Origin of the sequence: Ligilactobacillus ruminis ATCC 27782 (genome assembly GCF_000224985.1) — a bacterium.
GTDB lineage: Bacteria > Bacillota > Bacilli > Lactobacillales > Lactobacillaceae > Ligilactobacillus > Ligilactobacillus ruminis.
Window position 1 is genome coordinate 97,447 of the sequence record NC_015975.1, and the last position, 25,578, is coordinate 123,024.

General features: G+C 35.3%; 25 protein-coding genes and 1 pseudogene. 19 read left to right on the forward strand and 7 right to left on the reverse strand.

The window, feature by feature from the left end; genetic code table 11:
* Positions 1-11: 11 nt before the first annotated feature.
* From LRC_RS00440 to LRC_RS00450, 3 genes are all read right to left on the reverse strand, one after another.
* Positions 12-635: an RloB family protein gene (locus LRC_RS00440; protein ID WP_014072700.1), complete on the reverse strand. Its 624-nt coding sequence runs from the start codon at positions 633-635 to the stop codon at positions 12-14.
* A complete protein-coding gene (locus tag LRC_RS00445; RefSeq protein ID WP_014072701.1) occupies positions 636-1,895 on the reverse strand; it encodes an AAA family ATPase in 1,260 nt (419 codons plus the stop codon).
* A 167-nt stretch (positions 1,896-2,062) separates the two neighbouring features.
* Positions 2,063-2,962: a hypothetical protein gene (locus tag LRC_RS00450; protein ID WP_014072702.1), complete on the reverse strand. Its 900-nt coding sequence runs from the start codon at positions 2,960-2,962 to the stop codon at positions 2,063-2,065.
* A 388-nt stretch (positions 2,963-3,350) separates the two neighbouring features.
* Between LRC_RS00450 and LRC_RS00455 the strand changes: the two genes are divergently transcribed.
* From LRC_RS00455 to LRC_RS00545, 19 genes are all read left to right on the forward strand, one after another.
* Positions 3,351-4,139 (forward strand): YveK family protein, encoded by a 789-nt coding sequence (locus LRC_RS00455; RefSeq protein ID WP_014072703.1) that lies wholly within the window; start codon positions 3,351-3,353, stop codon positions 4,137-4,139.
* Positions 4,140-4,156: 17 nt separating this feature from the next.
* Positions 4,157-4,906 (forward strand): CpsD/CapB family tyrosine-protein kinase, encoded by a 750-nt coding sequence (locus tag LRC_RS00460; RefSeq protein ID WP_014072704.1) that lies wholly within the window; start codon positions 4,157-4,159, stop codon positions 4,904-4,906.
* Positions 4,906-5,682 (forward strand): tyrosine-protein phosphatase, encoded by a 777-nt coding sequence (locus LRC_RS00465; RefSeq protein WP_014072705.1) that lies wholly within the window; start codon positions 4,906-4,908, stop codon positions 5,680-5,682. The genes LRC_RS00460 and LRC_RS00465 overlap by 1 nt, the downstream gene beginning before the upstream one ends.
* A gap of 80 nt (positions 5,683-5,762) precedes the next feature.
* Positions 5,763-7,772: a polysaccharide biosynthesis protein gene (locus LRC_RS00470; protein ID WP_014072706.1), complete on the forward strand. Its 2,010-nt coding sequence runs from the start codon at positions 5,763-5,765 to the stop codon at positions 7,770-7,772.
* Positions 7,773-8,612 carry an aldolase/citrate lyase family protein gene (locus LRC_RS00475; protein ID WP_014072707.1) on the forward strand — a complete coding sequence of 280 codons (840 nt, stop codon included), beginning with the start codon at positions 7,773-7,775 and terminating at the stop codon, positions 8,610-8,612. It begins immediately after the preceding gene.
* Positions 8,613-8,624: 12 nt separating this feature from the next.
* Positions 8,625-9,875 (forward strand): type III PLP-dependent enzyme domain-containing protein, encoded by a 1,251-nt coding sequence (locus LRC_RS00480; RefSeq protein WP_014072708.1) that lies wholly within the window; start codon positions 8,625-8,627, stop codon positions 9,873-9,875.
* Between the two features lie 11 nt (positions 9,876-9,886).
* Positions 9,887-10,591, forward strand: coding sequence for a sugar transferase (locus LRC_RS00485; RefSeq protein ID WP_143455457.1), 705 nt, complete (start codon positions 9,887-9,889; stop codon positions 10,589-10,591).
* A 54-nt stretch (positions 10,592-10,645) separates the two neighbouring features.
* Complete coding sequence (locus tag LRC_RS00490) at positions 10,646-11,575, forward strand: branched-chain amino acid transaminase (protein ID WP_014072710.1); 930 nt, start codon at positions 10,646-10,648, stop codon at positions 11,573-11,575.
* A gap of 22 nt (positions 11,576-11,597) precedes the next feature.
* Positions 11,598-12,404, forward strand: a complete 807-nt coding sequence (locus tag LRC_RS00495; RefSeq protein ID WP_014072711.1) for a glycosyltransferase family 2 protein — start codon at positions 11,598-11,600, stop codon at positions 12,402-12,404.
* A gap of 44 nt (positions 12,405-12,448) precedes the next feature.
* Positions 12,449-13,279, forward strand: coding sequence for a hypothetical protein (locus LRC_RS00500; RefSeq protein ID WP_014072712.1), 831 nt, complete (start codon positions 12,449-12,451; stop codon positions 13,277-13,279).
* Entirely contained in the window at positions 13,276-14,103 is an 828-nt protein-coding gene (locus LRC_RS00505) for an NAD-dependent epimerase/dehydratase family protein (RefSeq protein ID WP_014072713.1), read from the forward strand. Before LRC_RS00500 ends, LRC_RS00505 begins: the two co-directional genes overlap by 4 nt.
* Before the next feature lie 97 nt (positions 14,104-14,200).
* Positions 14,201-14,785: an acyltransferase gene (locus LRC_RS00510; protein WP_014072714.1), complete on the forward strand. Its 585-nt coding sequence runs from the start codon at positions 14,201-14,203 to the stop codon at positions 14,783-14,785.
* On the forward strand, positions 14,778-15,689 hold the full coding sequence (locus LRC_RS00515) for a glycosyltransferase (protein WP_014072715.1): 912 nt from the start codon (positions 14,778-14,780) through the stop codon (positions 15,687-15,689). Before LRC_RS00510 ends, LRC_RS00515 begins: the two co-directional genes overlap by 8 nt.
* A 34-nt stretch (positions 15,690-15,723) precedes the next feature.
* On the forward strand, positions 15,724-16,767 hold the full coding sequence (locus LRC_RS00520; protein WP_014072716.1) for a glycosyltransferase: 1,044 nt from the start codon (positions 15,724-15,726) through the stop codon (positions 16,765-16,767).
* Positions 16,758-17,987 carry an O-antigen polymerase gene (locus tag LRC_RS00525; RefSeq protein ID WP_041819737.1) on the forward strand — a complete coding sequence of 410 codons (1,230 nt, stop codon included), beginning with the start codon at positions 16,758-16,760 and terminating at the stop codon, positions 17,985-17,987. Before LRC_RS00520 ends, LRC_RS00525 begins: the two co-directional genes overlap by 10 nt.
* 18 nt (positions 17,988-18,005) lie before the next feature.
* Complete coding sequence (locus tag LRC_RS11460; protein ID WP_014072718.1) at positions 18,006-18,977, forward strand: hypothetical protein; 972 nt, start codon at positions 18,006-18,008, stop codon at positions 18,975-18,977.
* 6 nt (positions 18,978-18,983) lie between these two features.
* Positions 18,984-20,465: a flippase gene (locus LRC_RS00535; RefSeq protein WP_014072719.1), complete on the forward strand. Its 1,482-nt coding sequence runs from the start codon at positions 18,984-18,986 to the stop codon at positions 20,463-20,465.
* Positions 20,466-20,604: 139 nt separating this feature from the next.
* Positions 20,605-21,555, forward strand: a complete 951-nt coding sequence (locus tag LRC_RS00540; RefSeq protein ID WP_014072720.1) for an acyltransferase family protein — start codon at positions 20,605-20,607, stop codon at positions 21,553-21,555.
* A gap of 388 nt (positions 21,556-21,943) precedes the next feature.
* Positions 21,944-22,303, forward strand: a complete 360-nt coding sequence (locus tag LRC_RS00545; protein WP_275078242.1) for an IS66 family transposase — start codon at positions 21,944-21,946, stop codon at positions 22,301-22,303.
* A 94-nt stretch (positions 22,304-22,397) separates the two neighbouring features.
* Here the strand turns inward: LRC_RS00545 and LRC_RS10205 are convergent, their stop codons facing one another.
* The 4 genes and pseudogenes from LRC_RS10205 to LRC_RS00565 form a co-directional block, all read right to left on the reverse strand.
* Entirely contained in the window at positions 22,398-23,297 is a 900-nt protein-coding gene (locus LRC_RS10205) for a hypothetical protein (protein WP_014072722.1), read from the reverse strand.
* 6 nt (positions 23,298-23,303) lie between these two features.
* Positions 23,304-24,773, reverse strand: a complete 1,470-nt coding sequence (locus tag LRC_RS00555) for an AAA family ATPase (protein ID WP_014072723.1) — start codon at positions 24,771-24,773, stop codon at positions 23,304-23,306.
* Between the two features lie 95 nt (positions 24,774-24,868).
* Positions 24,869-25,141 (reverse strand): annotated as a pseudogene (locus tag LRC_RS00560) (transposase); the annotation flags it as partial.
* 102 nt (positions 25,142-25,243) lie between these two features.
* Entirely contained in the window at positions 25,244-25,522 is a 279-nt protein-coding gene (locus tag LRC_RS00565; protein ID WP_041819742.1) for a hypothetical protein, read from the reverse strand.
* Positions 25,523-25,578 lie beyond the last annotated feature (56 nt).

Sequence of the window (25,578 nt, forward strand, 5' to 3'; positions counted from 1 at the left end):
TGCATGTATATTTACAGAACACCCAATTCTTTTAGAATTGTATCAATTTCCGTCATGGGATTACAGTCAACATCTCCCCACTTAATATTTATGGAGTTAAAGTGTTCCGACAATTTTTTGATATTTTCGACTGCTTTCTCTAAGTATGGGCGGATCTTTTCTGAAATATCCATATTTTCTTTATATCCTGGTATATATTTTGCTAATTCTTTTTTTGGATCCTTACTATCCTCAAATGGGTGGGTAGTATACTTAAAATGTAAAATAAACCAAACCTCGATGCAAGGATTAGATACAATGAATTTGATATTTTTTGATGATTTTTGCAAACTTTTTATTTTTTGAATTTTTTGAGGATCGCAATCTAAATCTAAGACAATATAGGCTTTATCCCCATTTTTAGTATTAAGACCATTGGCAGTCCATGCTTTTTTCATAGATCTGAGCATCCTGGATGGATCTGTATCTAATCCTGTCTTTACAAATCTAATTACATAATTGCCATGTTGTTCATTGAAGGAGCTAAAATATAACTGTTCAGTCTTGTTTTTTCCTTCACCTGTAATCAGCATTACGGGTTTTCTGTGCCGCTGGACATTGTTTCTTTTTTTCTTTTTAAAGTTTCTTTCAGCCATCTACAGAACCTCCCCCGTCTTCATAAACGGAATTGCCCCATACCTTCCCATCAGATATCCTTTTTCAATATTTTCCGTTTTGCGAACTGAAAATTCGTCAAGTGAGTATAAATCCGTTACGCCGTTTTTGGAGTCTTTTTCCGTAAAATAGATTTGATCTCTTCTAAACATATTCAAGGACAAAATGCTTGTTTCATGTGTTGTTACGATCAATTGAGATCCGCTTTTGTTTATATCCGGATCTCTGAAAAGGTTCATTATAAATTTTACTAGGCTCGGATGCATGCTTTTGTCGATTTCGTCTAAAATAAGCGTTTTTCCATTTTCAAAAGAATCTTTTAACAGTGGGGCATAGAAGAATAAAAGTTGTGTGCCTAATGATTCTTCCTGAAAATCAAGCGGAAACTCTGTCTTTTTTCCATCGTCATCTGTAACAGTGTGGCTGGTAGTAATTTCCAAATTATAATGCTTTCCTTCGCTTGGTGTTATTACCCTGTCCTGGACAATGAGCTGAAATGGAAGATTCTCAACAACTTCTTTTGATTTTATCTCAATGTTGCTGATGTTGATATCTGCTTGTTGCAGTAATTTTTTTGTAAAATCAATATATTCATGGTTCTTGTCTGTGCGATATTTTTCAAGGGATACTCCGCTTAGACTTGTTACGTCCGTAAAAGTATCGATTGATCTTGCAAGCCATTCAAACGGAATTTTTGTGCATTCAACGTTCCAAGCAGTAGCAGTTGACAAAAATAGCTTATTCGGGGTGTTCATCTGGTATGCAGCTTCAAATTTCGTTTTATATGTTCTGTTAAACTTAGGATCTTCGTTTTCGGTTATATCAAATAATAATGTCGGTTTTGACGAGTTGTATCTGTACAAATACTCTTCAACAATCTTCTCAGTGGTTGCGCTGAACCCATAAATATATTTTTTGCCGTCTTTTGCGATGAATGTGAATTCAAAAGAAGAGGGCTTTTTTCTGGATTCGTAATCAAGTTTAAATGGAATTACAGGAAGGCTGTCAGTAACTTGAATATTGTTTGAATTTCTTATCATTATTAGGGAAATAGTTATCGCTTTAAATAAGCTGCTTTTGCCAGAAGCATTCGCTCCATAAATAGCAATGGAATTTACGGCTTTATACTTTCCTTTTTTTATGATGTTTTCAGAATGCTCTTTGGTTCTTGAAGGCTCAAGGCTCAAATAAACTTTGTCTCTGATGGATGAGAAATTTTCGACAGTAAATTGAATCAGCATATGATGACCTCCTTTTAAAATGCTTTCCTATGCTTATCATATGCTTCTTAAATCCTATTTTCAACATTATTTTGGCGTTTTTTGCAATTTTCCCACACATTTCCTCATAATAATGCACAATACGCAAAAAAGCGCCCCGACCCCGTCGCAACGCTTCCTATTATCCATCATTTCACGCTGGCAGCCATCTTGACCAGCGTATCGATATTCTTTCCCTTCAATGTATACAAAACGTTGCCCTTGTTCCACGTCAGCACGTTTTCGTTGGCGGTTGCTTCAAACTGTCCGCCGCCTTTGGTACTTGGTGCCGGCAGGTAGTATCGTTCAAGCAGGTCAACGACGTGTTGTGCTGTCGGAACAGGATCTTCGCCAACGACTGCACTCGCATGAACGACGAATGACCATCTGCCTTCGTTCCATTGCAGGTAGCGTTGTCCCGCACCCGAGTCCATGACGCCGCTGATGCCGTGTCCAAGATCGACTGTCGGCAATCCGCTTGAGCTGTCTGATGACTGGTAAGGCACGTCGTTTGCGGCTGCGCTCTCGCTGTCATAAGTCTTTTTGACAAACGTTGCGTAAGGCACGTGTCCGCTGATTGCCCCGTCATTCAATCCGTATGGTTTGTAGCTTACGATGTAGTCAACGGAGAAGTTGTTCGCATCGCCGGTATAACGCATGTTCAAATATCCGGGTGCCGAATCGAGTCCGTTTGAGCTCGGAAGCAAGATGTTTCCTAAGTTGTTTCGCATTGAAGCATTAAGTTCTAATAATCGTTTGTTGTTTAAATCCAGTGTCGGAGAAGACGTTGATGTTTCTCTTGCCTCGAGGTTTGAGCCGGAACTCGAAGAAGCGTCAGAAACTGAACCGGCACTGGAAGTTGAGGCATCTTTTTTGACGGAGCCTGATGATTGTGACTTTTCTTGAGATTTTTTCGTCCTGACTGACGCTACCGAACTTGTTTTTTCGCTTTCGTTTGAAGTTTTTTCACCTTTTTTTTGATTTGAGCAAGCCCCTAAAATCAAGACTGAAACAAGTAAAATTCCGAAAAGCTTCAATTCTTTTTTCATATATACCACTCCTTTTTGTAACCGCAACCTTTAAATGTCGATAACCCTTATTTCACCTATAATGATACTCCTTTTAGTTAGTGTTTGATATAAATAAATTGTGAACTAAAATGTAATATTGAATAATAGTTATGAATACTAAAATTAAAGTATGGCAAATTTGCCCTACTTTCCATATTATAATGTGGTAGAATACTTTTTATAAGACTTTGATAGAAATTAGAATGATTATCGATAATGCATTTATCAATTATTTGTATTGCATTACAGTTATATAATAATCGATAATTAGATTGGCTATTTTTTGAAAAACTATGTAAATTAAGAAAACGCCTGTCTTGAATTATGTTAAAATGGTGAGAGTAATCTACATATGAGGAGAAGTGAAATGAACGACAACAATAATGAAGAAACAGTTATCGATTTATCCCAACTGTTCGGAGCTGTCAGGAAAAACATTGTCAGTATTATCATCTGGGGCATCGCAGGCTTGCTGGTGTCCCTGTTTGCGACCTTTGTTCTGATGACTCCAAAGTACAGTTCGACGATTGATATTTTGGTCAATCAAAAAGCAGACAACACCCAGATGCAGTACACGGCACAACAGGCCGACTTGCAGGCAATCAATACTTATAAGGACGTCTTGCAAAAATCAGTCATCTTGGCTCCTGTCGTCAAAGAAGTCAAAGAACGCGACAACTACCAGGGATCCGTCGGTACTTTGCAGAAATCGATGTCGATTACCAATCAGGAAAATTCGCGTGTTATAAGCGTAACCGTAACCGATACGAATGCCTATACGGCCGCTGATCTTGCCAATACGATCGGCAAGGTTTTCGCCAAGAAGATCCAGACAATGATGAAAATTGACAACGTTACTATAGTTACTAAAGCAACAGCTAATACCAACCCTGTTTCACCAAGCAAGTTTAAGAATGCTTTGATTGGCTTAGTGCTTGGATTATTGATCGGCGTTGCGATTGCCGTCATCAAAGAACTTCGCGATACGACCGTCAAGGATACGGACTTCTTGACCAAGGAACTCGGTTTGACGAATCTTGGCGCCATTTACCACATCAGTAGCGACAACCAGGATTACGGCTTGGTCAAAATCATTGAAAAGAACGAAAGCGTTTCGGAAAATGGCGATGAACATCGTGTTCGTCGTCGCGTTTAGATTAGCGGAGGTATGAAATGTCATTGTTTAAGAAAAAGAAAAAACATCTTGAAACTACAACAATGGATTACGGCGTTCGCATGATCACCGTATCCAAATCAGGTTCAGCCAACACGGAACAGTTCAATACGATTCGCACGAACATCGAGTTTTCAAGCGCTGACGAACAGTTCAAATCAATCATGCTGACGTCATCGATGGCTTCTGAAGGCAAGTCGACCGTTTCGGCCAACTTGGCCGTTTCGTTTGCTCGTCAAGGCAAGAAAACGTTACTGGTCGATTCCGACTTGAGACGTCCAACGCTCAACGCGACATTCAGCATCGCTGATCCGAAGGGCTTGACGAACTTTTTGACGGAAAAAGACATGCCGGCAAATGCCGTGATTTATAAGACAACGGTTGATAACCTGAGCGTTATGCCAAGCGGTCCGGTGCCGCCCAACCCGTCAGAATTGATCGGATCGCGGAAAATGGCCGGCTTGATCAAGGCTTTGGAAGCTAACTTTGATCTTGTGATCTATGATGCCCCACCGCTATTGAGCGTAACCGATGCCCAGCTGATTTCGACGCGTGTTGATGGCACCGTTCTTGTCGTTCGAGAAGGCAAAACTGAAAAAGAGGCTTTGCGTCAGGCAGTCGGATTGTTGAATCACGTCAATGCCAAAATTATCGGGACAATTTTCAATGACGTCAAAGGATCATCCGGCAGCGGCTACTATGGATATTACGGCTACTATGGATATTATGGTAAAGAAGACAAGAAATAATGCGATTTGACAAGATTGTTGACCTGCATTGTCACATCCTTCCCGGGATTGATGATGGTTCCAAAAATTTAGAAACGTCTTTGAAACTTGCTGAAGCAGCGGTTGCGGACGGCGTGACGCATATTTTGGCGACGCCGCATCATCTTGACAATGACTATGTCAATCACAAAGATGACGTCATCAAAGTCTGTGATGATTTTCAGACCGAACTTGACAACAGGGATATCCCGTTGACGGTCTTTCCCGGTCAAGAAGTTCACATCAACGGTGATCTGGTTGAACGTTACGATGATCTTTTAGGCATTGATGAGCAGAAACGCTACATGTTGTTGGAATTTCCGCACGGTGACGTTCCAGGCTATGCGGAACAGTTGATTTTTGATTTGAAGCGTAAGGGAACGATTCCTGTAATCGTTCATCCAGAGAGAAACAAGAAGATTCAGGACAATTTGGACATTTTATATGACTTCATCTCAAACGGTGCCTTGGCACAGGTCACCGCAACAAGCTACGTTGGAGGCTTTGGCGAGCACGTTGCACAGATTTCGCATGACATGGTTGAACACAATCTTGTTCAAGTCGTTGCTTCCGATGCTCACAGCTTGCCGGGCAGAAAGTTTGTTTTGAGTGAAGCATTGTACCAGATTGCTGAAGATTTTGGGGGAGAAAAGGCAACTGAATTTGAGAACAATGCTGAAAAGCTGATTAACGGTGACTATGTTGCTGCACGCAACTATTCACCTATCAAGAAGAAAAAGAGGTTCTTGTTCTTTTAACTTATGATTGACTGTGATGACGTTGTTGGAAGGCAGCGTCATTACAGTATATACGATGGCGGAGAGGGTAGATTACGACGATGAAAAACGGTTCAGAAAAGAAATTCGAACATTGGAAACTGATTTCCTTGTACTTGGTTGTTTATGACATTATTGCGGTGAATTTTTCTTATTTTGCCGCACTGTTTCTCAGGTTTGATATGCGCATTTCAAGCATCCCCCCTGAGTATCTGCATGCCTTCATAATGTTTGCACCATTCTATACGGTATTTGCACTAACTGTGTTTCGTTTTCTGAGACTTTATAACAGCTTGTGGCAGTTTGCAAGCTTTGATGAACTTAACAGAATTATTTCTTCATCTGTGATAACAACCGTTTTTCAGATGCTTTTCATGACATGTCTGATTGTCAGGATGCCTGTATCCTATTACATTTTCGGGGCCCTCATTCAGTTTGCCATGATTGTCGGAATACGTTTCAGTTACAGATATATCAATCTTGAGAGAAATCGTCGTTACAATACCAACGCTGCCATTCACAATGTCATGGTAATCGGTGCAGGTGCTGCCGGCAAGACAATCCTGCGAGAGATGCGTAATTCCCAGGGAATGACTGGAAAGGCCTGCTGTGTCATTGATGACAACCCAAATAAGTGGGACCGGACAATGGAAGGAGTTCCTGTTGTCGGTGGCCGCGACGCAATCTTAAGTGCCGTTAAGAAGTACAGTATTGACCAGATTATGTTTGCAATTCCGTCGGCTTCAACCGAAGACAAGCGGGATATTCTTAATATCTGCAAGGAGACAAAGTGTGAACTCAAGAGTTTGCCGGGAATTTATCAGCTTGCCAACGGTGAGGTGTCGTTGAGCAAGATGAAGGCTGTCAATGTTGAAGATCTTCTTGGAAGAGATCCCATTAAAGTTGACATGGCAGAGGTCTTCAGGCAGCTTACCGGCAAGACCATCCTTGTTACAGGTGGTGGCGGATCAATCGGCAGCGAATTATGCCGTCAGATTGCAGCACATAATCCGAAGCAGCTAATTATCTTTGACATTTACGAGAACAATGCCTATGACATTCAGCAGGAACTTGTCCGTAAGTATGGCGATAAGCTCAATCTTGTGACGCTGATAGGGTCCGTTCGTGACAGCCGTCGACTGGACATGATTTTTGACAAGTATCGTCCCGATATTGTCTACCATGCGGCAGCTCATAAGCATGTTCCGTTAATGGAAGCAAGTCCTAATGAAGCAATCAAGAATAATGTCATCGGGACATATAAAACGACATATATGGCACTTAAGTACGGAGTTGAGAAATTCGTTCTTATCAGTACGGATAAAGCGGTCAATCCAACGAACATCATGGGTGCAAGCAAGCGTCTTTGCGAAATGGTTATCCAAAGCATGGAAAGAATCAGCGAGAACGATAATTTTGATTCTCTTCCGTTGCTTCATGATCATAAAAAAGATGGTTTAAAAGAAGAAAAACCAAAAGCAACTAAGACAAAGTTCGTAGCTGTTCGTTTTGGCAATGTTTTGGGGAGCAATGGCAGTGTTATCCCGCTTTTTAAGAAACAGATTGCAGAAGGTGGCCCAGTAACGGTTACTCACCCAGACATTATTCGTTATTTCATGACCATATCTGAAGCTGTCAGTTTAGTTCTTCAAGCTGGTACATACGCAAAGGGCGGAGAGATTTTTGTGTTGGATATGGGGTCTCCTGTCAAGATTGATACCTTGGCAAGAAATTTGATCAAATTGTCAGGACATGAACCAGATGTCGATATTCCGATTGTTTATACGGGTCTTCGAAGCGGAGAAAAGCTGTATGAAGAAAAGCTCATGAAGGAAGAGGGCCTAAAGAAGACTAAAAATGAGTTGATTTTTATCGGTCAGCCGATTCCGTTTGATATGGACAACTTCTTTAAAGATCTTGAAAATCTGTCACAGGCAAGCTATCAGAATAGCGAAATCATTGTATCAATGGTTGAGAAAGTAGTTTCAACATTCCATCCGGTTGGCGCGCATCCGACTGGCAAGGAAGAAATTTATCAGAAATGGTGTACTGATTCAGAGAGGAACTCATAAATGGCATTGAAACTTATGTATATAACAAATAATCCTGAAGTAGCTGAAATTGCACAAAATTACGGCGTAGATCGTATATGGATTGATATGGAATATAAGGGAAAGGATGAGAGACAAAAGGGCTTGGATACCGTCAAGAATCATCACACGGTTCAAGATATCAGAAATGTTCGCCCTGTAATCAAGGAATCAGAATTATTAGTTCGGATAAATCCATGGGATGACGATTACAGTCCAAATGAAATCGATTCTGTTATTGAAGCAGGTGCTGACATGATTATGCTTCCTATGTGGAAAACAGTTGCTGAGGTCGATAAATTTACGAAATTTGTAAATGGAAGGGTCAAAACAACGTTGCTTTTGGAGACAAAAGAAGCGGTTCAGTGTCTGAACAATGTTCTATCAAATGGCGGATTTGACGAGATTCATATAGGATTGAACGATTTACACCTTTCATATGGTTTGGATTTCATGTTCGAATTGCTTACGAATGGCATAGTTGACGAACTTTGTTCAAAATTTAAAGAATTTAATGTTCCATATGGTTTTGGAGGTATTGCACGAATAGGAGAAGGAGCAGTTCCTGCAGAAGAAATAATTATGGAGCATTATCGTCTGGGTTCTACACGGGTAATTTTATCAAGATCCTTCTGTAATTGTTCAAAAATTACTGATATTGATGAAATTGAAGATACTTTCCGTATAAATATGGACAAGCTCAATTCTTTTGAAAAAAAGATGGAAAAAGTTACGTATGAGGAACTTAAACGAAATCATTATGAATTAGCCCAAGATGTTGAGAGCGTAGTTCAAAAAATAAGAGTGAGTAAACGTAGATAGGGAGAGATGAGTATGTCAAAAAAGTTACAAAAAAAAATTAATACCGAAACTTTGATAAACTTATCGAAAGAGTATGGGAATGCCTTTTATTTATTAGACTCCGACACTTTCAAAGAAAATTATGTTGAACTTTCTAATGCTTTTAAAAAGTATTATCCTAAGTTTAATATTGCTTACTCTTATAAAACAAACTACATTCCTAAGCTTGTAAAAATTGTTAATGACTTTGGTGGTTATGCTGAAATAGTCTCTGATATGGAGGAACAAATAGCAATTCATAGCGGTATTGAATATAATCGTATTATTTGGAACGGACCAATCAAGAATAAAGAGAAAATTGAAGAATTTCTTCTTTGTGGTGGGATGGTCAATATTGATTCCAAGCAAGAGGCTGATATTATTTTTTCAATTTCCAAACGGCACTTGGATAAAAAGTTGCATGTTGGGGTAAGGTGTAATTTCGACGTTAACGATGGTGTAATGTCAAGGTTTGGGATTGATGTTGAAGGTAACGATTTTGATTATGTTCTTTCTTACGTAAAAAATTCTAAAAACATTGATTTGGTTGAATTGCAATGCCATTTTGCAAAGAGACTTTCTAAATATTGGTCTAAAAGAGCCGATGGAATGTTGAACATATACGATCGCGTTGTTAAAGATTATAACCTCAAGCCTCAGCGCATAGATCTTGGTGGCGGAATTTATGGTAAGATGCCAGATGATTTGAAAAATCAGTTAGGGTTGGGAGATTCTGAAAATTATGATTCATATGCAGAAGCTGCGGCCAAAAAATTTGCGGATCATTTTGCAAATGTGCCAGATGCTCCAGAGTTAGTTATTGAACCGGGCTCAGCACTTGCAGGGGACTGCATGAAATTTGTCAGCCGTATTGAAACGTTCAAAAACGTTAGGGGAAAAGATATAGCTACAGTTATTGGTTCACAGAAAAACATTAGCATGTCAGGGATAAATCCTCCTTATGAAATTGTACCCGGATTACGAGAAGAAGAAACGATTGATTATAAAGATGTTGATATTGCAGGTTTTACTTGTATAGAAGGGGATGTGCTTGTAAGGAATCATAGCGGTAAGCTTTCTATTGGTGATTTTTTGGTTATCAGCAACTGCGGATCATATTCCATAGTTATGAAGCCACCGTTTATTCTTCCTAATTTTGCAGTACTTGATATTTGTAGGGATAATTGTGAGGTTATCAAGCGTGCTGAGAATTTTGAAGATCTTTTTAGGACGTACATTTTTTGAAGAGGTAAGAAATGAATAAATTTATGTTGCAATTAAATTTGGTTCTCAAAAGAATATTTGATATTTGTTTATCAGGTATATCAATTATAGTTCTTTTCCCTGTTTGGATAGTCGTTTCTATTGCAATTAAATTTGATTCAAAGGGCCCAATTATTTTTTCACAGAAAAGAAGAACTAAGGATGGAAAAATTTTTGAAATGTATAAATTCAGATCTATGGTTGTAGATGCTGAAAAAATGGGTACAGGCCTGTTCAATTATGCAAATGATCCAAGGGTTACTAAGGTTGGAAGGTTTCTAAGAAACACCAGCATTGATGAATTGCCACAACTATTCAATGTTTTTAAAGGTGATATATCGATAGTTGGACCTAGGCCATGTGTTAGTTATGAACTTGGTGAATACGAAACTTTAAATAAAAAGTACAAGAAGAGATTTCAGGTAAAGGGTGGCATCACAGGATTGGCGCAAGCTAGGGGAAGAAACGAGAATTCTTGGGATGAGAAAGTCACTCTTGACAATCAATATATTGATGAGTTTAAGGAAAAGGGCATTTTTCTTGACGTTAAGATTATAATCGAAACTATTGCCAAAGTATTTAAAAAATCTGACATATACGAGGAAAAAGTTGATGGGGCCAAAAGCAGTGCCGAATCAGCAGAAATTGCCAAGAAAGAGATTATACGGATAGCACATCTTCCAGATGATGGCGAATAGAAATCACTTAACTACAATCGTATAAGGAAATGTTATTTTGAAGGAGAGAGCATTATGAAATATGATGTCGAGAACAGAAGAATTTGGTTTAAAGGCGAAATTTTGAATGTCAATGATGCAAAAATTAATATCTTGGCTCCAACTTCCCAATTTGGATTGAATGTATTTGAAGGAATTCCAGGGTACTGGAATTCAGATAATGGTCAGCTTTATATATTTAGATTAGAGGACCATATCAAGAGACTGGAAAAATCAATGAAATTGATGCAGATAGATGCATCCTATGGTTTTGATGAAATAAAAAAAGCAATTATAGATACTATTAAGGCAAACGAATACGATGAAAATATTTCTATTCGTACCACTACTTTTGTTGATGGTTTTGGATCATGGGGATCAAGTGAGCCTTCAGACATGTTTGTGGCGCCTATTTCTAGAGGAAAAACGAGCGCAGAGTATAATAAAAAAGGACTCAATTGTTGCATTACGTCATGGCGAAGAATTGATGATACAGTGTTAAGCCCGAGAATCAAATGTGGTGCAAATTATATTAACTCTCGAATGGGGCAAAGAGAAGCATTGAGAAACGGGTATGACACATGTATATTTTTGAATTCACAAGGAAAAATATCTGAAGGACCTGGATCATGTTTCTTTATGATAAAAAACAATAAAATTATTACTCCTAAATTAACGGACAGCGTTCTGGAGAGCATTACCAGGGACACTGTGATTAAATTAGCATTAGATGCTGGTCTTGATGTAGAAGAAAGAACGATTGACAGAACCGAGCTTTATGTTGCTGATGAAGCGTTTCTTTGTGGATCTGCAATGGAGATTACGCCTGTTTACAGTGTGGATCGTTATGAAATTACGTCTGAAGTTGGCAAAATCACAAAGATGCTGCATAAAAAATATCTTGATGCTGCAATGGGTAAAGACAAGCTTCATCAAGATTGGGTTACGGGTGTTTACGATTTATAAAATTATCAGGAGAAAATAAAGGATGTCAGATGTTGAGATTTTGGATAGCCATTCGTTGAGAATGCCGAATGAATACGTAAAAGGGTTAGTTTCGGTAATCATCCCGGTCTATAATGTAGAAAAATATATTGATAGTACGTTGGTTTCAGTATTTTCACAAACATATGAGAATATTGAAATTATATTGGTTGATGATCAATCAAGTGATGGCTCAGCTAATGCTATAAAAAAATACCAGAAGATGCATCCCGAGATGGTTTATTATTTACAGCCTAAGAACATGGGTGCCGGTTATGCTCGAAACAAGGCACTTGAATTGGCAAAGGGGCAGTATGTTGCTTTCCTTGATTCTGATGACGTATGGATGCCGGGCAAGATTGAGCGGCAAATTAAGTTAATGAAAGAGAAAAGTTCTCCTTTTTCATATACAGCTATTGAAATGATAGATAAGGACGATAAGCTTATCAAAGGAAAAAGACAGGTTAAAAAGAGCATTGACTATAAATTTTTGCTCAGTAATACGATGATTGCAACGTCGTCCGTTGTTATTGATAGGTGTACTTTGGGGGATTTTAGGATGAATTTAAGACGTGGTGGTCAAGACTATGCAACGTGGCTGAAATTATTGAGAAATGATGTTTTTGCGTGCGGAATAAATGAGTCCTTGGTCAAATATCGTATACTGGATAATTCTCTTAGTTCCGGAAAGACAAAGAGCATAAAGCAAATTTGGGAAATACAGACTCAAGATGAAGGTATCAACAGAGCATTGGTAGTGATTCACTTAATAAAGTGGTGTTTCAATTCTTTGAAAAAATACTATATGTAATTTATTTCAATTGGTTGGATATATTCAGAAGGAGGCATATTGATATGAATGCAATTAATTATGATAATATATCGCTTTTAATTATTGGGTATGATCCATACAAAGATGTTTGGGATTACTACTTTGAGTTATTAAACAAATATTGGCCTGATCGTCCCCAAACGTTTTTAGCATCAAATATTCTTATGCCAAATTATGAAAACGTAACTGTGATTCCGTGTGGTGAAGATGCGGAGTGGAGTAAAAAAGTATATACAGCTATCGATGCTATTCCTACAGACTACGTAGTATTGCTTTTGGAGGATTTTTTCACTACACGACCAGTAAATGGGGATAATTTCGAAGATTTGGTTCGTATTATTGAGAAAAACAACGTTGATTTTTGCAAATTGCTTAATCAAACAAAAATTAAGGGAAAAAGTTATGATGGCAAGCCGTATTTGCATATTCTAGATGAAAATTCTGACTACGGAATAAGTTTACAACCTGCAATATGGAAGAAGAATTTTCTTAAAGATTTGGTTGGTTCTGACAACTATAATGCGTGGATTTTTGAACTTAACCAAGTTCGCAATAAAACTCATCTACAATCTGATATAGTAGCATTAGGTGATGACAGAAACATACTAGAAATTACACATACGGTTGTTCAGAGCAAATATCTCAGAAAGTCAATAAAGGTATTTGAAAAACAAGGATATCATATTGACACGGGAACAAGACCGGTCATGACTTTTTCTGAAAATTTGAAGTATGATTTAAAATGCAGAGTTTCAGAATTGAGTCCTAAGTGCTTACGTCCAATTTTAAAAAAGATTGGTAAGTTGATGAATGTGGATTTTGTTTCGGACAGAATGGAGAAAAGCAATAAATGAAAATTTTAGTTACAGGGGCTAATGGATATCTTGGCAAGGGTGTTGTGAAACAACTTTTAGATTATGGAATAGATGTTGTTGCTACAGACTTTCGAGATAATTTAATAGACAAAAGAGCAACAGTTGTTAAAGCGGACCTTTTTGGCTTAGATGATCCATATGAATACTTTGGAAAACCGGATGTAGTATTGCATATGGCATGGAGAGACGGATTTGTGCACAATTCTGTCAATCATATTAATGATTTGCCAAAGCATTATGATTTTTTGTGCAAACTGATTGATGGTGGTGTAAAACGAGTAGCATGCATGGGTTCTATGCATGAAATAGGTTTCTACGAAGGAAGCATTAATGAATCAACGCCATGCAATCCGCAAAGTCTGTATGGTATAAGCAAGAATGCGCTTAGAGAGCTGTTAAAACTCAAGTGTGAAGATGACAATGCTAAATTTCAATGGCTGAGAGGATTTTATATTGTCGGAAATACTAAGGATGGTTGTTCAATATTCTCTAAAATTGTTCAAGCAGCAAATAGTGGTCAAGAACATTTTCCGTTTACAATGGGACTTAATCAGTTTGATTTTCTTAATTATGATGTATTCTGCAAATATGTGGCAGATGCTGTAAAACAGGATGAAATGGATGGTGTTATCAATATATGTTCTGGAAGGCCTGAAAAATTAGCAGATCGTGTAGAGCGTTTTATTAAAGAGAATAATTTCAGCATAAAGCTTGATTACGGAAGATTCCCTGATAGGCCATATGATTCGAAGGCTATCTGGGGAGATGACTTTAAAATTAAAATGATTGAGAAAATCAATTAATTGTATTGGATTCTCGTGCAGTGATTAAGAGGGGGAATTTGGTTCGTAGATAGCATATACTGAGCGCTATATAAACGGTAATTTAATGCGGTGAGATATGAAGAAAACAATAAAAAAATTATACATGCTTTTTTTGCATCCAATATTATTTTTTACAAATACATTCAAAAACAATTTATTTGTTCGTAGCGGACAAATAAAAAGAATTAATAAAATGAATATTGGAAAAAATATATCGTTTGGCAGAGATACCAGGATCAATTTTTATGACAAAGAAAATGATAAGAAACTATACATAGGTGATGGTTCGTATTTTTGCAATAGGGTAACAATACTATGTGGAGGAAAAATTGTAATAGGCAGAAATGTGCTTGTTGCAAGTGATGTTTGCTTTTTTGCAGAAAATCATTCTATTGATGCAAATTCATCGGTACCATACATGAAACAAGATTTAAAGTTTAAAGATGTTTATGTTGGCGATGGGACTTGGATTGGAGAAAAAGTCATTATTTTACCTGGTACTTCTGTTGGAAAAAAGTGTGTTATAGGTGCCGGAAGTATTATAACAAAAGATGTTCCGGATTATTGTATGGCTGTTGGAAATCCTGCAAGAGTCATAAAGAAATATAATACAGATACTGGTGTGTGGGAAAAAACTTCTAGAGGAGATAGCCATGGATAAGAAAAAAGTTAATATATTGATGTCAACCTATAATGGTGAAAAATATATTGATGATCAGATTAATAGTATTCTTAAACAAGAAGGCGTATCTATTCAATTGAGTATACGGGATGATGGATCGAGTGATGGTACCATAGAAAAGATTAGCAAATATAAAGAAGAATATCCAGAGATGATTACTGTATTCTATGGCGATAATATTGGATTCGCAAATAGTTTTATGTATTTGGTTAAAAATTGTGCTAAGGCTGATTTTTATGCATTTGCTGATCAGGATGACATATGGGAAAAAGATAAAATATTAACTGCTGTAGATAAAATTGATAAAAATGAGCCATTATTATACGCAAGTAACTTGAAGGTATATGATACAGTCGAAAAAAGAGAGTATATGCTTTTTTCTGAATCAGAAATTAATACTATAATTAATAAATTCAATAATTATTGCTATATATCAAATCCTTATGGCTGCACTATGGTTTGGAATGAAAATTTACAACGTGAATTAATGAAAATAGATAACCCTAAAGGTTTGACGCACGATGTGTGGCTAAATATGGTTGCACATTATAAAGGAAAACTTATATTTGATAGCAACAGTTATATTCATTATAGAGTTCATGGTGGTAATGCATGTGGCGCAACCCCTAAGTCACTGATTAATAAAATGAAAAAATATTACGATTTCTATTTTGTTAAGAAAAAAGAACTGGGTATTTCGTTAAGATGCATAAGCATCAATAAATATTTTCCTTACGCTGCTGATGATTGTATACGTTCATTTGCAGTTTATAGAAAGGGTATTTTTCATAAAATTAGAGCGTTTTATAATTTGGGTAGGTTAGATGTAGGTTGGAAATCTGTAATGAAGTATAGATTGCTAATGTTGTTTAATAAATTCTAGTTGTATGGTTATTTTTTGAAAGAACAGGTATTAAATGCAAGAAAAAGTATCTATTATTGTGCCCGTATATAATGCTGAGATGTACTTGGATGATTGTATAAGGAGTATCTTAAAACAAGATTATGATAATTCAGAAATATTGCTAGTAGATGATGGATCTACAGATTCTTCAGCAGAAATTGCCAAAAAGTATGCAAAAAAATATGATTATATTTACTATTTTTATCAAGAAAATAGCGGTGCTGCTGTTGCAAGAAATTGTGGATTGGAGCATGCGTGTGGAAAATATATTATGTTTGTTGATGCAGATGACTTATTGAAAAGTAATATTTTGCATGAATTAGTTAATAATATTCAAAAGGATGATTGCGACATCGTTGCTTGTGGTTGTACGGTATTTGATGATGCTGGTCAATCAGATGAGCATTTTTTTGAGGAGAGTTTTTCAAGCACTGAAAAAGGAAAATCATTTTTCTTTGAACAACTTATAGATTTGAGTAAGCATCATCCTGGTACGGTAACCACTGCTATCGGTGTTCCGTGGGGCAAATTGTATAGAAAATCCTTTTTAGACAAATATGAGTTGAGATTTGACTGTAATCTGAAACGAGCACAAGATAATATTTTTAATATGTATGCGTTTGAGAATGCTAATAACATTTCTTATTATGATAAGTGTTTATATATGTATAGAAAAGACCATATCAGTGCGTTTAAAAATACTCCAGAACAGTTATATAGTGTTTTAGAAGCAAGAAAAGATTTTTTTAAGTTATATCCTGACAGATTGACGAAAGAACTAAAAGTTCTTTATAAAAATGAAGTATTATTATATTTATTTGTTTCCTTATTAAGGAGCATTCCTGATGAAATAACAGATAAAGATCTTTTGCGTTTGTGCCATTTGGAAATATACAATAGTATTGTAAACGATTGTGATATAAAAACAAAGTGGCGATGGATGTGCTATCTTGTAAGAAATAATAAAGTTCGTACTCTGAGGTTCGTATTTAATTTTCTTGAAGGCATGAGGAGTGCAAAGCATAGAATACAAGAAGGAGTAAGAAGATGCTTTTAGTATTTTCACTACTATTATTTTTTTTAATGTATATGTATCTAAAGAAAGATAAAGGAAGTCCATTAACAGTTTTTCTTGTTATTTGGACAACGATATGTTTTCTATACGGATTACATTTATACAAAATAGTTGAAGTCAGCTTCAGTACAGAATTGACTATAATTTTAGGTATTTCTTTTTTTATAATCGGCTACTTAATAGCCAATAGTATTAAGATTAATGGAAATGGCAAGAAATTAGTACAAGAAGATATTAATTCATTTTTTTTAATTAAGACTATAACAATATTTGATTATATATATGTTGCTCCTATATATTTGAATAAAATATTTATGATATTTTCTTCTGGTTGGTCGGTAAAAAATGCAAAATTGTTATTAGGGGAAGGCAATGATGTTTTTACGGTATATTTTTTTGATCCTTTTAATTTTTTCTTAGTTGCGTTAACAGTTTATCTGATAATATACAAGCGTAAAGAAAAGTTTCTTATATTTTCAGGATTATTTTTAAATATATTGTTCTTTATGGCAACTGGTAGTAGAGCAAGACTGATATTCTTTGTTTTATCATTTGCAGTTATGGCATTAACTGATCGCAGTGAATATATGGTAAAAATAAAGTCTAAGGTTAAATACATTTTGCTAGCTGGAGCTGGGATAGTAATTACAGTTTCTGGTTATGGCATGCAACTATTTAAATCTTTTTATTTTTATGCTTGCTCATGTGTTCCCTTGATGGATAGTTTGATTACACAAAGTGATTATCATTTTACTCAGGGATATACTTATGGAGTACTATCCTGTAATGGTTTTTTGAGAATTATACCTAAGGCAATTCAGCTTATAACGGGTAATCCAGTGAAATGGTCAGTATTTACTATAGCTGACAAATATACTGAGTATTTCGAATATGCTAAGTATGTAGCTCCCGATGAGATTACGAATTCATTTTATTCATTTATAGGTAATTTCTTTTTAGATGGTGGTTATGTTGGCGTGGTTCTATTTTCGATAGTATATGGATACGTCATATGTATGATTTATAAAAAGAATGCGGGAATTAATAATGCAAAATCTAAGGTAATGCTTGCATTTATATATTATGCAATGTTTTTTAGCATGGTTAGATGCTCTTGGATGAGCATAAGGTTTGCCATAGGTTTTTTGTTTGTCTTTTTACTTAACTCTAATCATAAATATAGATTTAAAATAAGAAACTGAAAGCGAAGTGTTTTATAAATGATATATATTGTAGCAAATGCAAATTGTGTTAGCGGAGGTCCAGAATTATTACATCAATTTTGTTACCATCTGAATAAAATTGGTAAAGATGCAAAAATGGCGTATTATGAAAAGTTTAGCTTTCCTACTATGAAAACAGGGGCAAATTTATCTAAAACTTATAATAGGTATAATTGCCAGAAGGTTGACAAGATAATAGATAGCAAGGAAAATACGATCGTGCTGTCTGAAGGTGAGTTGTGGTTTTTGCCTAGGTTTAAGAATGCTAAGGTTGTAATTTGGTGGCTAAGCGTAGATAACTATTATAAATCTATGGAAACAAAATATGCTAAATTATATGCTCCCTTAGGTATGAAGAGGAAGAAGTACAATCCTTTTGACAATAAATACATTCATTGCGTGCAGTCTGAGTATGCTCGCCTGTTTTTATTTAACAAGGGGATTAAGAAAGATAATATATATTCGTTGTCTGATTATTTAAGTTCAGAATTTATTAGTGGGACAATTAATGAAAGTTCTAAACCAAAAAAGAATATTGTTTTGTATAATCCTAAAAAGGGAATTGATTTTACTAAAAAGATAATTAATAACGCCAAGGGAATCGATTTTCTTCCCTTGGAAAATATGACTCACAAAGAAATGATGAATGTAATGACTAGTTCTAAGGTCTATATAGATTTTGGGAACCATCCAGGAAAAGATAGAATACCTAGGGAGGCAGCTGTATGTGGGTGTTGTGTTATAACTAATAAAGAAGGATCGGCTGGGAATGATAAAGATGTTCCAATTCCTAATGAATTTAAATATGATATGTTTGGAAAAAACATTCCTAAAATAATTGACCGAATTACAGACTGCTTGAATAATTATGAACTTAATAGAACATTATTTGATGAATACAGAGATTCTATAAGGAGACAAGAGGATATTTTTGTTGATGAAGTTCGTAAAATAGCCAGTGTATTATAAAATTATATGGATATAAAGGATCAGTGTTTTAATGTGGGAAATATCAAGAAAAATTTTATTTATAATTCTTTGTATCAATTATTGATAATTATGATACCTTTGATTACAACGCCTTATTTGTCAAGGGTTTTAGGTGCTAAAAACACGGGTATGTATTCGTATTCATACGCAATTGCTACTTACTTTGTTCTATTTATAATGTTAGGATTGAATAATTACGGGAATAGAACCATAGCGTCTATAAGGGACGATAATAAAATTTTATCAAAAGAGTTTTGGTCAGTGTATGCATTACAATTAATATGTGGATTGATTGCAACGTTCGTATATGTATGTTATGCGATACTGTTCTCTAATAATATAATGACGTGGATATTGTTGATTTATGTTATTTCTGGTATTATCGATATAAATTGGTTCTTTTTTGGAATGGAACAATTTAAAATTACGGTTACTAGGAATACCGTTATCAAAATTATATCAACATTATTGATATTTTTATTGGTAAAAGATTCGGGTGATGTATATATATATGCTCTTATTTCTGTTATGGGGACAATAATTGGTCAATGCGTTCTCTGGGTATATCTCGCTAGATTTGTTCATATGGAGAAAATTGTCATTGGCGATATAGTCAAACATATAAAGCCTAACTTAATATTATTCATTCCTGTTATTGCTATTAGTTTATATAAATATATGGATAAAATTATGCTAGGAGCATTAAGTTCGATGTCTGAAGTAGGATATTACGATTATTCTGAACGTGTTATACAAGTTCCGATGGCTTTAATTAATTCTCTTGGAACTGTGATGTTGCCTAAAATGTCTAATGTTATATCCAAAGGTGAGAGAGAAAGAGCTGATAGATACATGCTTGATTCAGTTATATTTGTAATTGCTATTGTATCTATTGTTTGTTTCGGATTGATGGGTGTATCTGATATATTTGTTCCTATATTTTTGGGAAATAATTATTATATATGTATTATCCTTTTCAATATTTTATTACCAAGCTGTTTATTTTTAGGAGTTGCTAATGTTATAAGGACACAATATTTGATTCCTATGAAAAGAGATAAGGAGTATATCATTTCTGTTTTTTTAGGTTCAATAGTCAATTTTGTAATTAACTATTCCTTGATAAGCGGAAAAGGTTCAGTGGGAGCTGCAATAGGAACTTTATTTGCGGAGATGACCGTATGTGTGTATCAGGTTTATTCAGTTAAAGAGGAAGTTAAAATTTTTAAGATGATAAAGATGGCATCTCCTTTTTTAGTTGCTGGGATTGTAATGTATGTTGTTCTGATTCATATTACTTTTTCTACTAAATCTATTGTTTCTTTATTCATTAAGATTGTTATTGGTGCTATATTATATATCATATCACTATTTGTATTTTATATATTTTCAAAAAACAATAGTATTGGAAAAAATTTAAAGAATCTATTATTAAGTGCTACGAAGAGAGATGAAAAAATGTATTGAATCATCTAAGTTATAGCGTATAACAATAAATTAAATATCTGTCAAGGATGGCTTTAAATGTAAGCGGTCGTTAAAATAGCGGTGTGTACCCATCATAATAGTACTGTTGATATTTAAAAGATGAAGGAGAATTAGAATTTTGAGAGCAGAGCAGAGATTAGACTATGTAGATGCATTTAGAGGACTTGGAATCATAGCAATGGTGATGGGGCATATCGGATTTGGTGAAATATTTGATCATCTTATCCATGCTTTTCATATGCCAATGTTCTTCTTTATTTCGGGCTTTTTTTACAGAACAGGAAAGTACGGCACCAAGGAATATGTTGATAGAAAGGTAAAATCTTTACTGATTCCATATGTTTCATTTGGTTTTTTTCATTATCTTCTATTAGTGACTATTGTTGGATTTTCTATCAATCCTGTTCTCCATTTACTTACCGTTAATACAGAGGGACTTCCAATTGCAGGAGCGTTATGGTTTTTAACTGCGCTTTTTTTGACTGATATTATTTATTTCTTGTTTGACAAATGGAATGTTAAGTGGCTGATAATTCCAGCTGTTCTTATTGGTAGTTTTGCTGATCAGATATTACCGTATCCACTTCCGTGGGCACTAAGTGCGGCTTGCGTCGGATTAGGGTTATATTGGATGGGTCAGATAAGCAAAAAATATGAGAACAAATTGACAAAAATATATAATATGAATTTGGTTCAAATACTGATTGTAGGGATTGTTACTACTGGACTAATTTTTGTTAATGGGTATGTTAATATGAGAGAGGGACGGTACGGATTTTTACCATTATTCTGGATTAATGTGTTATTATCCATATGTTTGGGTATTTCTATTTCAAAACTTATATGTAAGACGGGCAAGTTTAAATGGCTGATGGGTATTGGGAAAAATTCCATTGTGTATCTCTGTTTGAATCAGGTTGTTATACAAGTTCTACATAAAGCCTTTAGTTGTGTTGCAATGCCGAAGATTGTTTCTAATTTGCTTGTGTTGATTTTGAGTTTAGCTGTTTTGTGGTTTTTGTCTATGTTGTTTACGAAAACAAAATTAAAAATTTTCATTGGTAAGTAAGAGCAAAGTTATGTATATGGAGCGAGAACTCCTGTGCTGCTTTAATAATCACACACCTTTATGCGGTGATTAGCAAGCAACGATCTTATGATTGGTTAAGATGTGAAAACAAGTTGATAAGAACTGAGGTTTCATAATGGCAATTGCTTTTTTTGAAGCAAGTCAAGTTGCATATCAGGAAATTACAAGAATATTTAATGTGGTATGGCGTTGGATGCAGGACTGTGGAATTTAAGGCAAACATCAACAGAATTTTTTATACATAATCCGAATGTAAATAATAAAGATTCAAAAAATGCAATTGTTAACTCTTGTCAAGGGCGCTTTAAAAATGTATGATTTGGGCGGTTTAAGAACTGACCGATGTTAAACGGTATGACTTTCCCTGATAGTTTCAGTTACCGCATCTGCCAAGTCATCATTGGGAAGAGCCAAAAAATACGCCCTGGGTCAAGAAAAGAATATTCTGAACATCTTTGAAAAAGGATATTTTGAATTGTCCAACAACAGCGCAGAACGTGCTGTCAAAGAGAGCGTGATGGGGAGAAAAAACTGGCTGTTTTCATCAACTTTTGAAGGCGCAAGGGCTAATGCCGTTGCGTTGTCGCTGATATATACGGCCAAACTTAATCAGTTGGATCCTGAAAAATACTTGAGAAAAGTATTAACGGAGATTACCAACATTGAGGTATTTGATCCTGAAAGGTTCCGCCAACTTCTCCCATGGAACATCGATCTTACCTCATAAATAAGAAAATAAAAACGATGCATACGCAATAACCTGAGATAATAATACTATCTCAGGCTATTTGTGTACACACCGCTGTTTTAACGACCGCTTACTAGTCTTCTACCAACTTCACCAATTGATCTTCACTTTCGCTCATTGCTCTGTAAATACATGCTTTCCAGTAATTTCTACCAAATATTTCCTCTAAAAATTGTGCTTTAATTCTCAATAATTGAACCAATTTCTTTACTAAACAATCATTCATTAGGCACATTCTAATAGTTTTGCATTCTGTAGATAAAATACCATTGCTCCGTTCTTGATACCGTTCAAGCAGATGTAGTGTTTTAAAATGGTCCTTAATAATTCTCGTAATCTCTGTTTCGGACTCAAATTCTAAACGAAACGAAATTTGTGGAATTTTATCAGTTACGCAAAATGTACATTTAAGATATTTTGTCTTTGGAAGAACATCATAATAAAAATGAATAATTGTTCTTTTTATCTCATCTTCATTTTTCAGAAACAATCGCTCTCCCTTTAAGGTGTTGCAATGACTGCAACACGGAACCAAATTAGGTGCAAATATAATATACTCTGGATATTCACTTTCCGAGAAATAATGATCTATGGTTGTCGGTTCTGAGATCATACAAAATGGACATACATCCCTACGCTCTTTAGGAACATTTTCAAGCAGTTGTTTTTTAACCCCTTGGAATACTTTGCTTGTTTTATAAGAGTCCTTCATTAGTTGTACTTCATCAGGATTCAGCATTTTTATAGGTCTAATTTCATTTAATTTATTTTTATTCTGAAGATAAAATTTGTATCGCTGAAAAACCTTATCTTTAATATTCATCATTTTCCCACGGTTCCCATAGCCGCACACTCGGCAATCTTTTTGTGTTATACGACATTTTTTACAATGATCATTCTTGTATGTTTTGCCTTGGATTACATTTTCAAATATCTCTTCATTATTCATTGTTGGTTCGTTCAACTGTTTCATAATCTCTTACTCGTCCCTATAACATCCTTTTAAATAAATCATTGCGTTAAAAGACAACGTTCCATCAAAAATCTTTAAAGCATTATCAAAACTCATTTTTTTGCTCAGATTATTTAGAATTGTCTTATAATTGCTTTCTGATTCATTTACATCAAAAATATCATTTGTAATATTCGTAACATTTTCCCCAAAGCATTCCAGTGAAGGTGTTCTCACCGTAAGAACATTATCAATTCTCGACAATATCTTCACATATTTTGAAGGAATTTCTTGAACAATTAAAGGCGAATGTGTCGCAAAAATCGCATAAGAATCAAATTCTTCAAGCAATCTATAAAGCATTCGTATCGTATTGGCAACTGCATTAGGGTGCAAATGTAGCTCTGGTTCGTCAAAAAGTAAAATAGACTCTTTTTCAATCTTTGCTACTACTTCAGTCATTGTACAGAGTAATATATATTGGCCTGAACTCCAATGAATGTTATCTATCTCACCTTCTACAGTCTGTTCAATCAAATCAAGATGCTCTTTCTCAATCAACTCCTGCATGATAATTTTCCACGATTTCAAGCGCTTACTCTGCCGAATGGTTTCTAATGCTTTAAGAAAATTACGCTTCAGATCATCCAAGGATAAAGTTCCATGTTCGGACTGTATTCCACAATATGCGTAACTGTTGTCTTTATAATCATTGTCTTTTGCCACACGCTTACGAAATTCATCAAAGGCACTATAAGAAATCGATATAACCTTATCCACTGGGGGACGCTTGCCTTTAAACGATTCTTCTTTTTCTGAAACGTTTTCTGTAATCCCACTAAGTGACTCCGCAAGATGTGAAAGAATTTGTGTCTTTCCTACGCCATTTTTTCCAATCAATGCATTTATTCGGTAAGGAAGATTTTCATTTTTCTTGAAATCAAAAAAGAGGTGTGTTCTATCTGTATTGTAAGGCACTTTTGCAAAATAGCTAAATGAAACATCTTTCTCAAGTAATTGATTTGTTTTTAATAACAATTCGGCCTCGTTCAAGGCCTTTTCTGCACTTGAATCTCGAAGAAGTGATGTCTGAACTCCATCCTCTTCTATGAATTCATTTCTCAAATCATGGTCGATTGCAATGTCATTCAGTCTTTTCAAGATGTCAAGGTAATCATTTGGACAGTTATTTTTAAGTTTTTGATAATAATTTAATGTCTGCCCCAAAGAGCAAAATTTTTTGTCTAGTTGAGTGATATTTTTGTCAATAACACTAGCGACAGCCTTCCCATAGGTATCAGTTCGCTTTTTGTCATAGTCGTAATAATAAATTTTCACATCACCGATGTCTATGCACTCGCCATCATCATCACAAAAAACTGCATGAAACAGTGTAATATAACGATAGTCGTTCCAATTATCATCATATAACACCAAACAGTTTTTATAATCACCTGCACTAGGAGGCCAGGTGTCTGTTTTATGTATAATTTGCATCAATAGAACCCTCCCGTACTTTCTGTACTATGTCCTGTCAAGTTTCAGTCATATTATACCATAAAATAATACATTGTCTTAGTTGGATACAAGCTCCTGAGCATGTGCTGAATGGCAAACTTTTCGGTATTCTCATCTGACTTCTGATATTCTTCAACCAGTGATGCCTTGTATTCACTGGAATATGTGTTATTTGAACGCATGGGTTCCAGGCCCTGAATACCCTGGTACTTATAGATGAGTTTCCAGGTTCTGATGGTATGGTCTGCTAAGGAATACTTCTTTGATGTTCTGATAATTCCTGATGTTTCTGCTTCACGAATGATTATCAGCTTAAAAGCAGCAGAATATTTCGATTTTCTTCCCATATGAAAGTGCCCTCCAAGCATACAGTAATTTTCTTTTTTACCTGTATACTTAAAGGACATTATAACATTGCTACTGGGATTTTCGATTAATGTCTTTTATTTTTAGTGTCCTATATCAAGTTTGTCTTGGAGCTTTGGTTTCGCTTTATTTGTCGGATGTGGTGGCTCAGTCAATTCGTCATCGACATCAAATTCCTTTATCCATCCTTTCTCCTTTGCTTTTATCAGTAAGTCAACGAAGGTGTCGCCTATAGATACCAAATCTTTCCATTTTTGATCGTAAGGAACGTATTCTTCTATTTTTTCTAAGAAGTCATTAATATCAGAAGATTCTATAGTTAGGTTTTTTTCGTTAAAGAAATCTATTGTGATTTTTTTCATTTATTGTCCCTTCTTTCCTGATGATTTCATATTAGTATTTTTTTGTTTTAATTACC

Coding starts and splice junctions, on each gene's coding strand:
- LRC_RS00440 (WP_014072700.1), bottom strand. CDS start 635: ATGGCTGAAAGAAACTTTAAAAAGAAAAAAAGAAACAATGTCCAGCGG.
- LRC_RS00445 (WP_014072701.1), bottom strand. CDS start 1,895: ATGCTGATTCAATTTACTGTCGAAAATTTCTCATCCATCAGAGACAAA.
- LRC_RS00450 (WP_014072702.1), bottom strand. CDS start 2,962: ATGAAAAAAGAATTGAAGCTTTTCGGAATTTTACTTGTTTCAGTCTTG.
- LRC_RS00455 (WP_014072703.1), top strand. CDS start 3,351: ATGAACGACAACAATAATGAAGAAACAGTTATCGATTTATCCCAACTG.
- LRC_RS00460 (WP_014072704.1), top strand. CDS start 4,157: ATGTCATTGTTTAAGAAAAAGAAAAAACATCTTGAAACTACAACAATG.
- LRC_RS00465 (WP_014072705.1), top strand. CDS start 4,906: ATGCGATTTGACAAGATTGTTGACCTGCATTGTCACATCCTTCCCGGG.
- LRC_RS00470 (WP_014072706.1), top strand. CDS start 5,763: ATGAAAAACGGTTCAGAAAAGAAATTCGAACATTGGAAACTGATTTCC.
- LRC_RS00475 (WP_014072707.1), top strand. CDS start 7,773: ATGGCATTGAAACTTATGTATATAACAAATAATCCTGAAGTAGCTGAA.
- LRC_RS00480 (WP_014072708.1), top strand. CDS start 8,625: ATGTCAAAAAAGTTACAAAAAAAAATTAATACCGAAACTTTGATAAAC.
- LRC_RS00485 (WP_143455457.1), top strand. CDS start 9,887: ATGAATAAATTTATGTTGCAATTAAATTTGGTTCTCAAAAGAATATTT.
- LRC_RS00490 (WP_014072710.1), top strand. CDS start 10,646: ATGAAATATGATGTCGAGAACAGAAGAATTTGGTTTAAAGGCGAAATT.
- LRC_RS00495 (WP_014072711.1), top strand. CDS start 11,598: ATGTCAGATGTTGAGATTTTGGATAGCCATTCGTTGAGAATGCCGAAT.
- LRC_RS00500 (WP_014072712.1), top strand. CDS start 12,449: ATGAATGCAATTAATTATGATAATATATCGCTTTTAATTATTGGGTAT.
- LRC_RS00505 (WP_014072713.1), top strand. CDS start 13,276: ATGAAAATTTTAGTTACAGGGGCTAATGGATATCTTGGCAAGGGTGTT.
- LRC_RS00510 (WP_014072714.1), top strand. CDS start 14,201: ATGAAGAAAACAATAAAAAAATTATACATGCTTTTTTTGCATCCAATA.
- LRC_RS00515 (WP_014072715.1), top strand. CDS start 14,778: ATGGATAAGAAAAAAGTTAATATATTGATGTCAACCTATAATGGTGAA.
- LRC_RS00520 (WP_014072716.1), top strand. CDS start 15,724: ATGCAAGAAAAAGTATCTATTATTGTGCCCGTATATAATGCTGAGATG.
- LRC_RS00525 (WP_041819737.1), top strand. CDS start 16,758: ATGCTTTTAGTATTTTCACTACTATTATTTTTTTTAATGTATATGTAT.
- LRC_RS11460 (WP_014072718.1), top strand. CDS start 18,006: ATGATATATATTGTAGCAAATGCAAATTGTGTTAGCGGAGGTCCAGAA.
- LRC_RS00535 (WP_014072719.1), top strand. CDS start 18,984: ATGGATATAAAGGATCAGTGTTTTAATGTGGGAAATATCAAGAAAAAT.
- LRC_RS10205 (WP_014072722.1), bottom strand. CDS start 23,297: ATGAAACAGTTGAACGAACCAACAATGAATAATGAAGAGATATTTGAA.
- LRC_RS00555 (WP_014072723.1), bottom strand. CDS start 24,773: ATGCAAATTATACATAAAACAGACACCTGGCCTCCTAGTGCAGGTGAT.
- LRC_RS00565 (WP_041819742.1), bottom strand. CDS start 25,522: ATGAAAAAAATCACAATAGATTTCTTTAACGAAAAAAACCTAACTATA.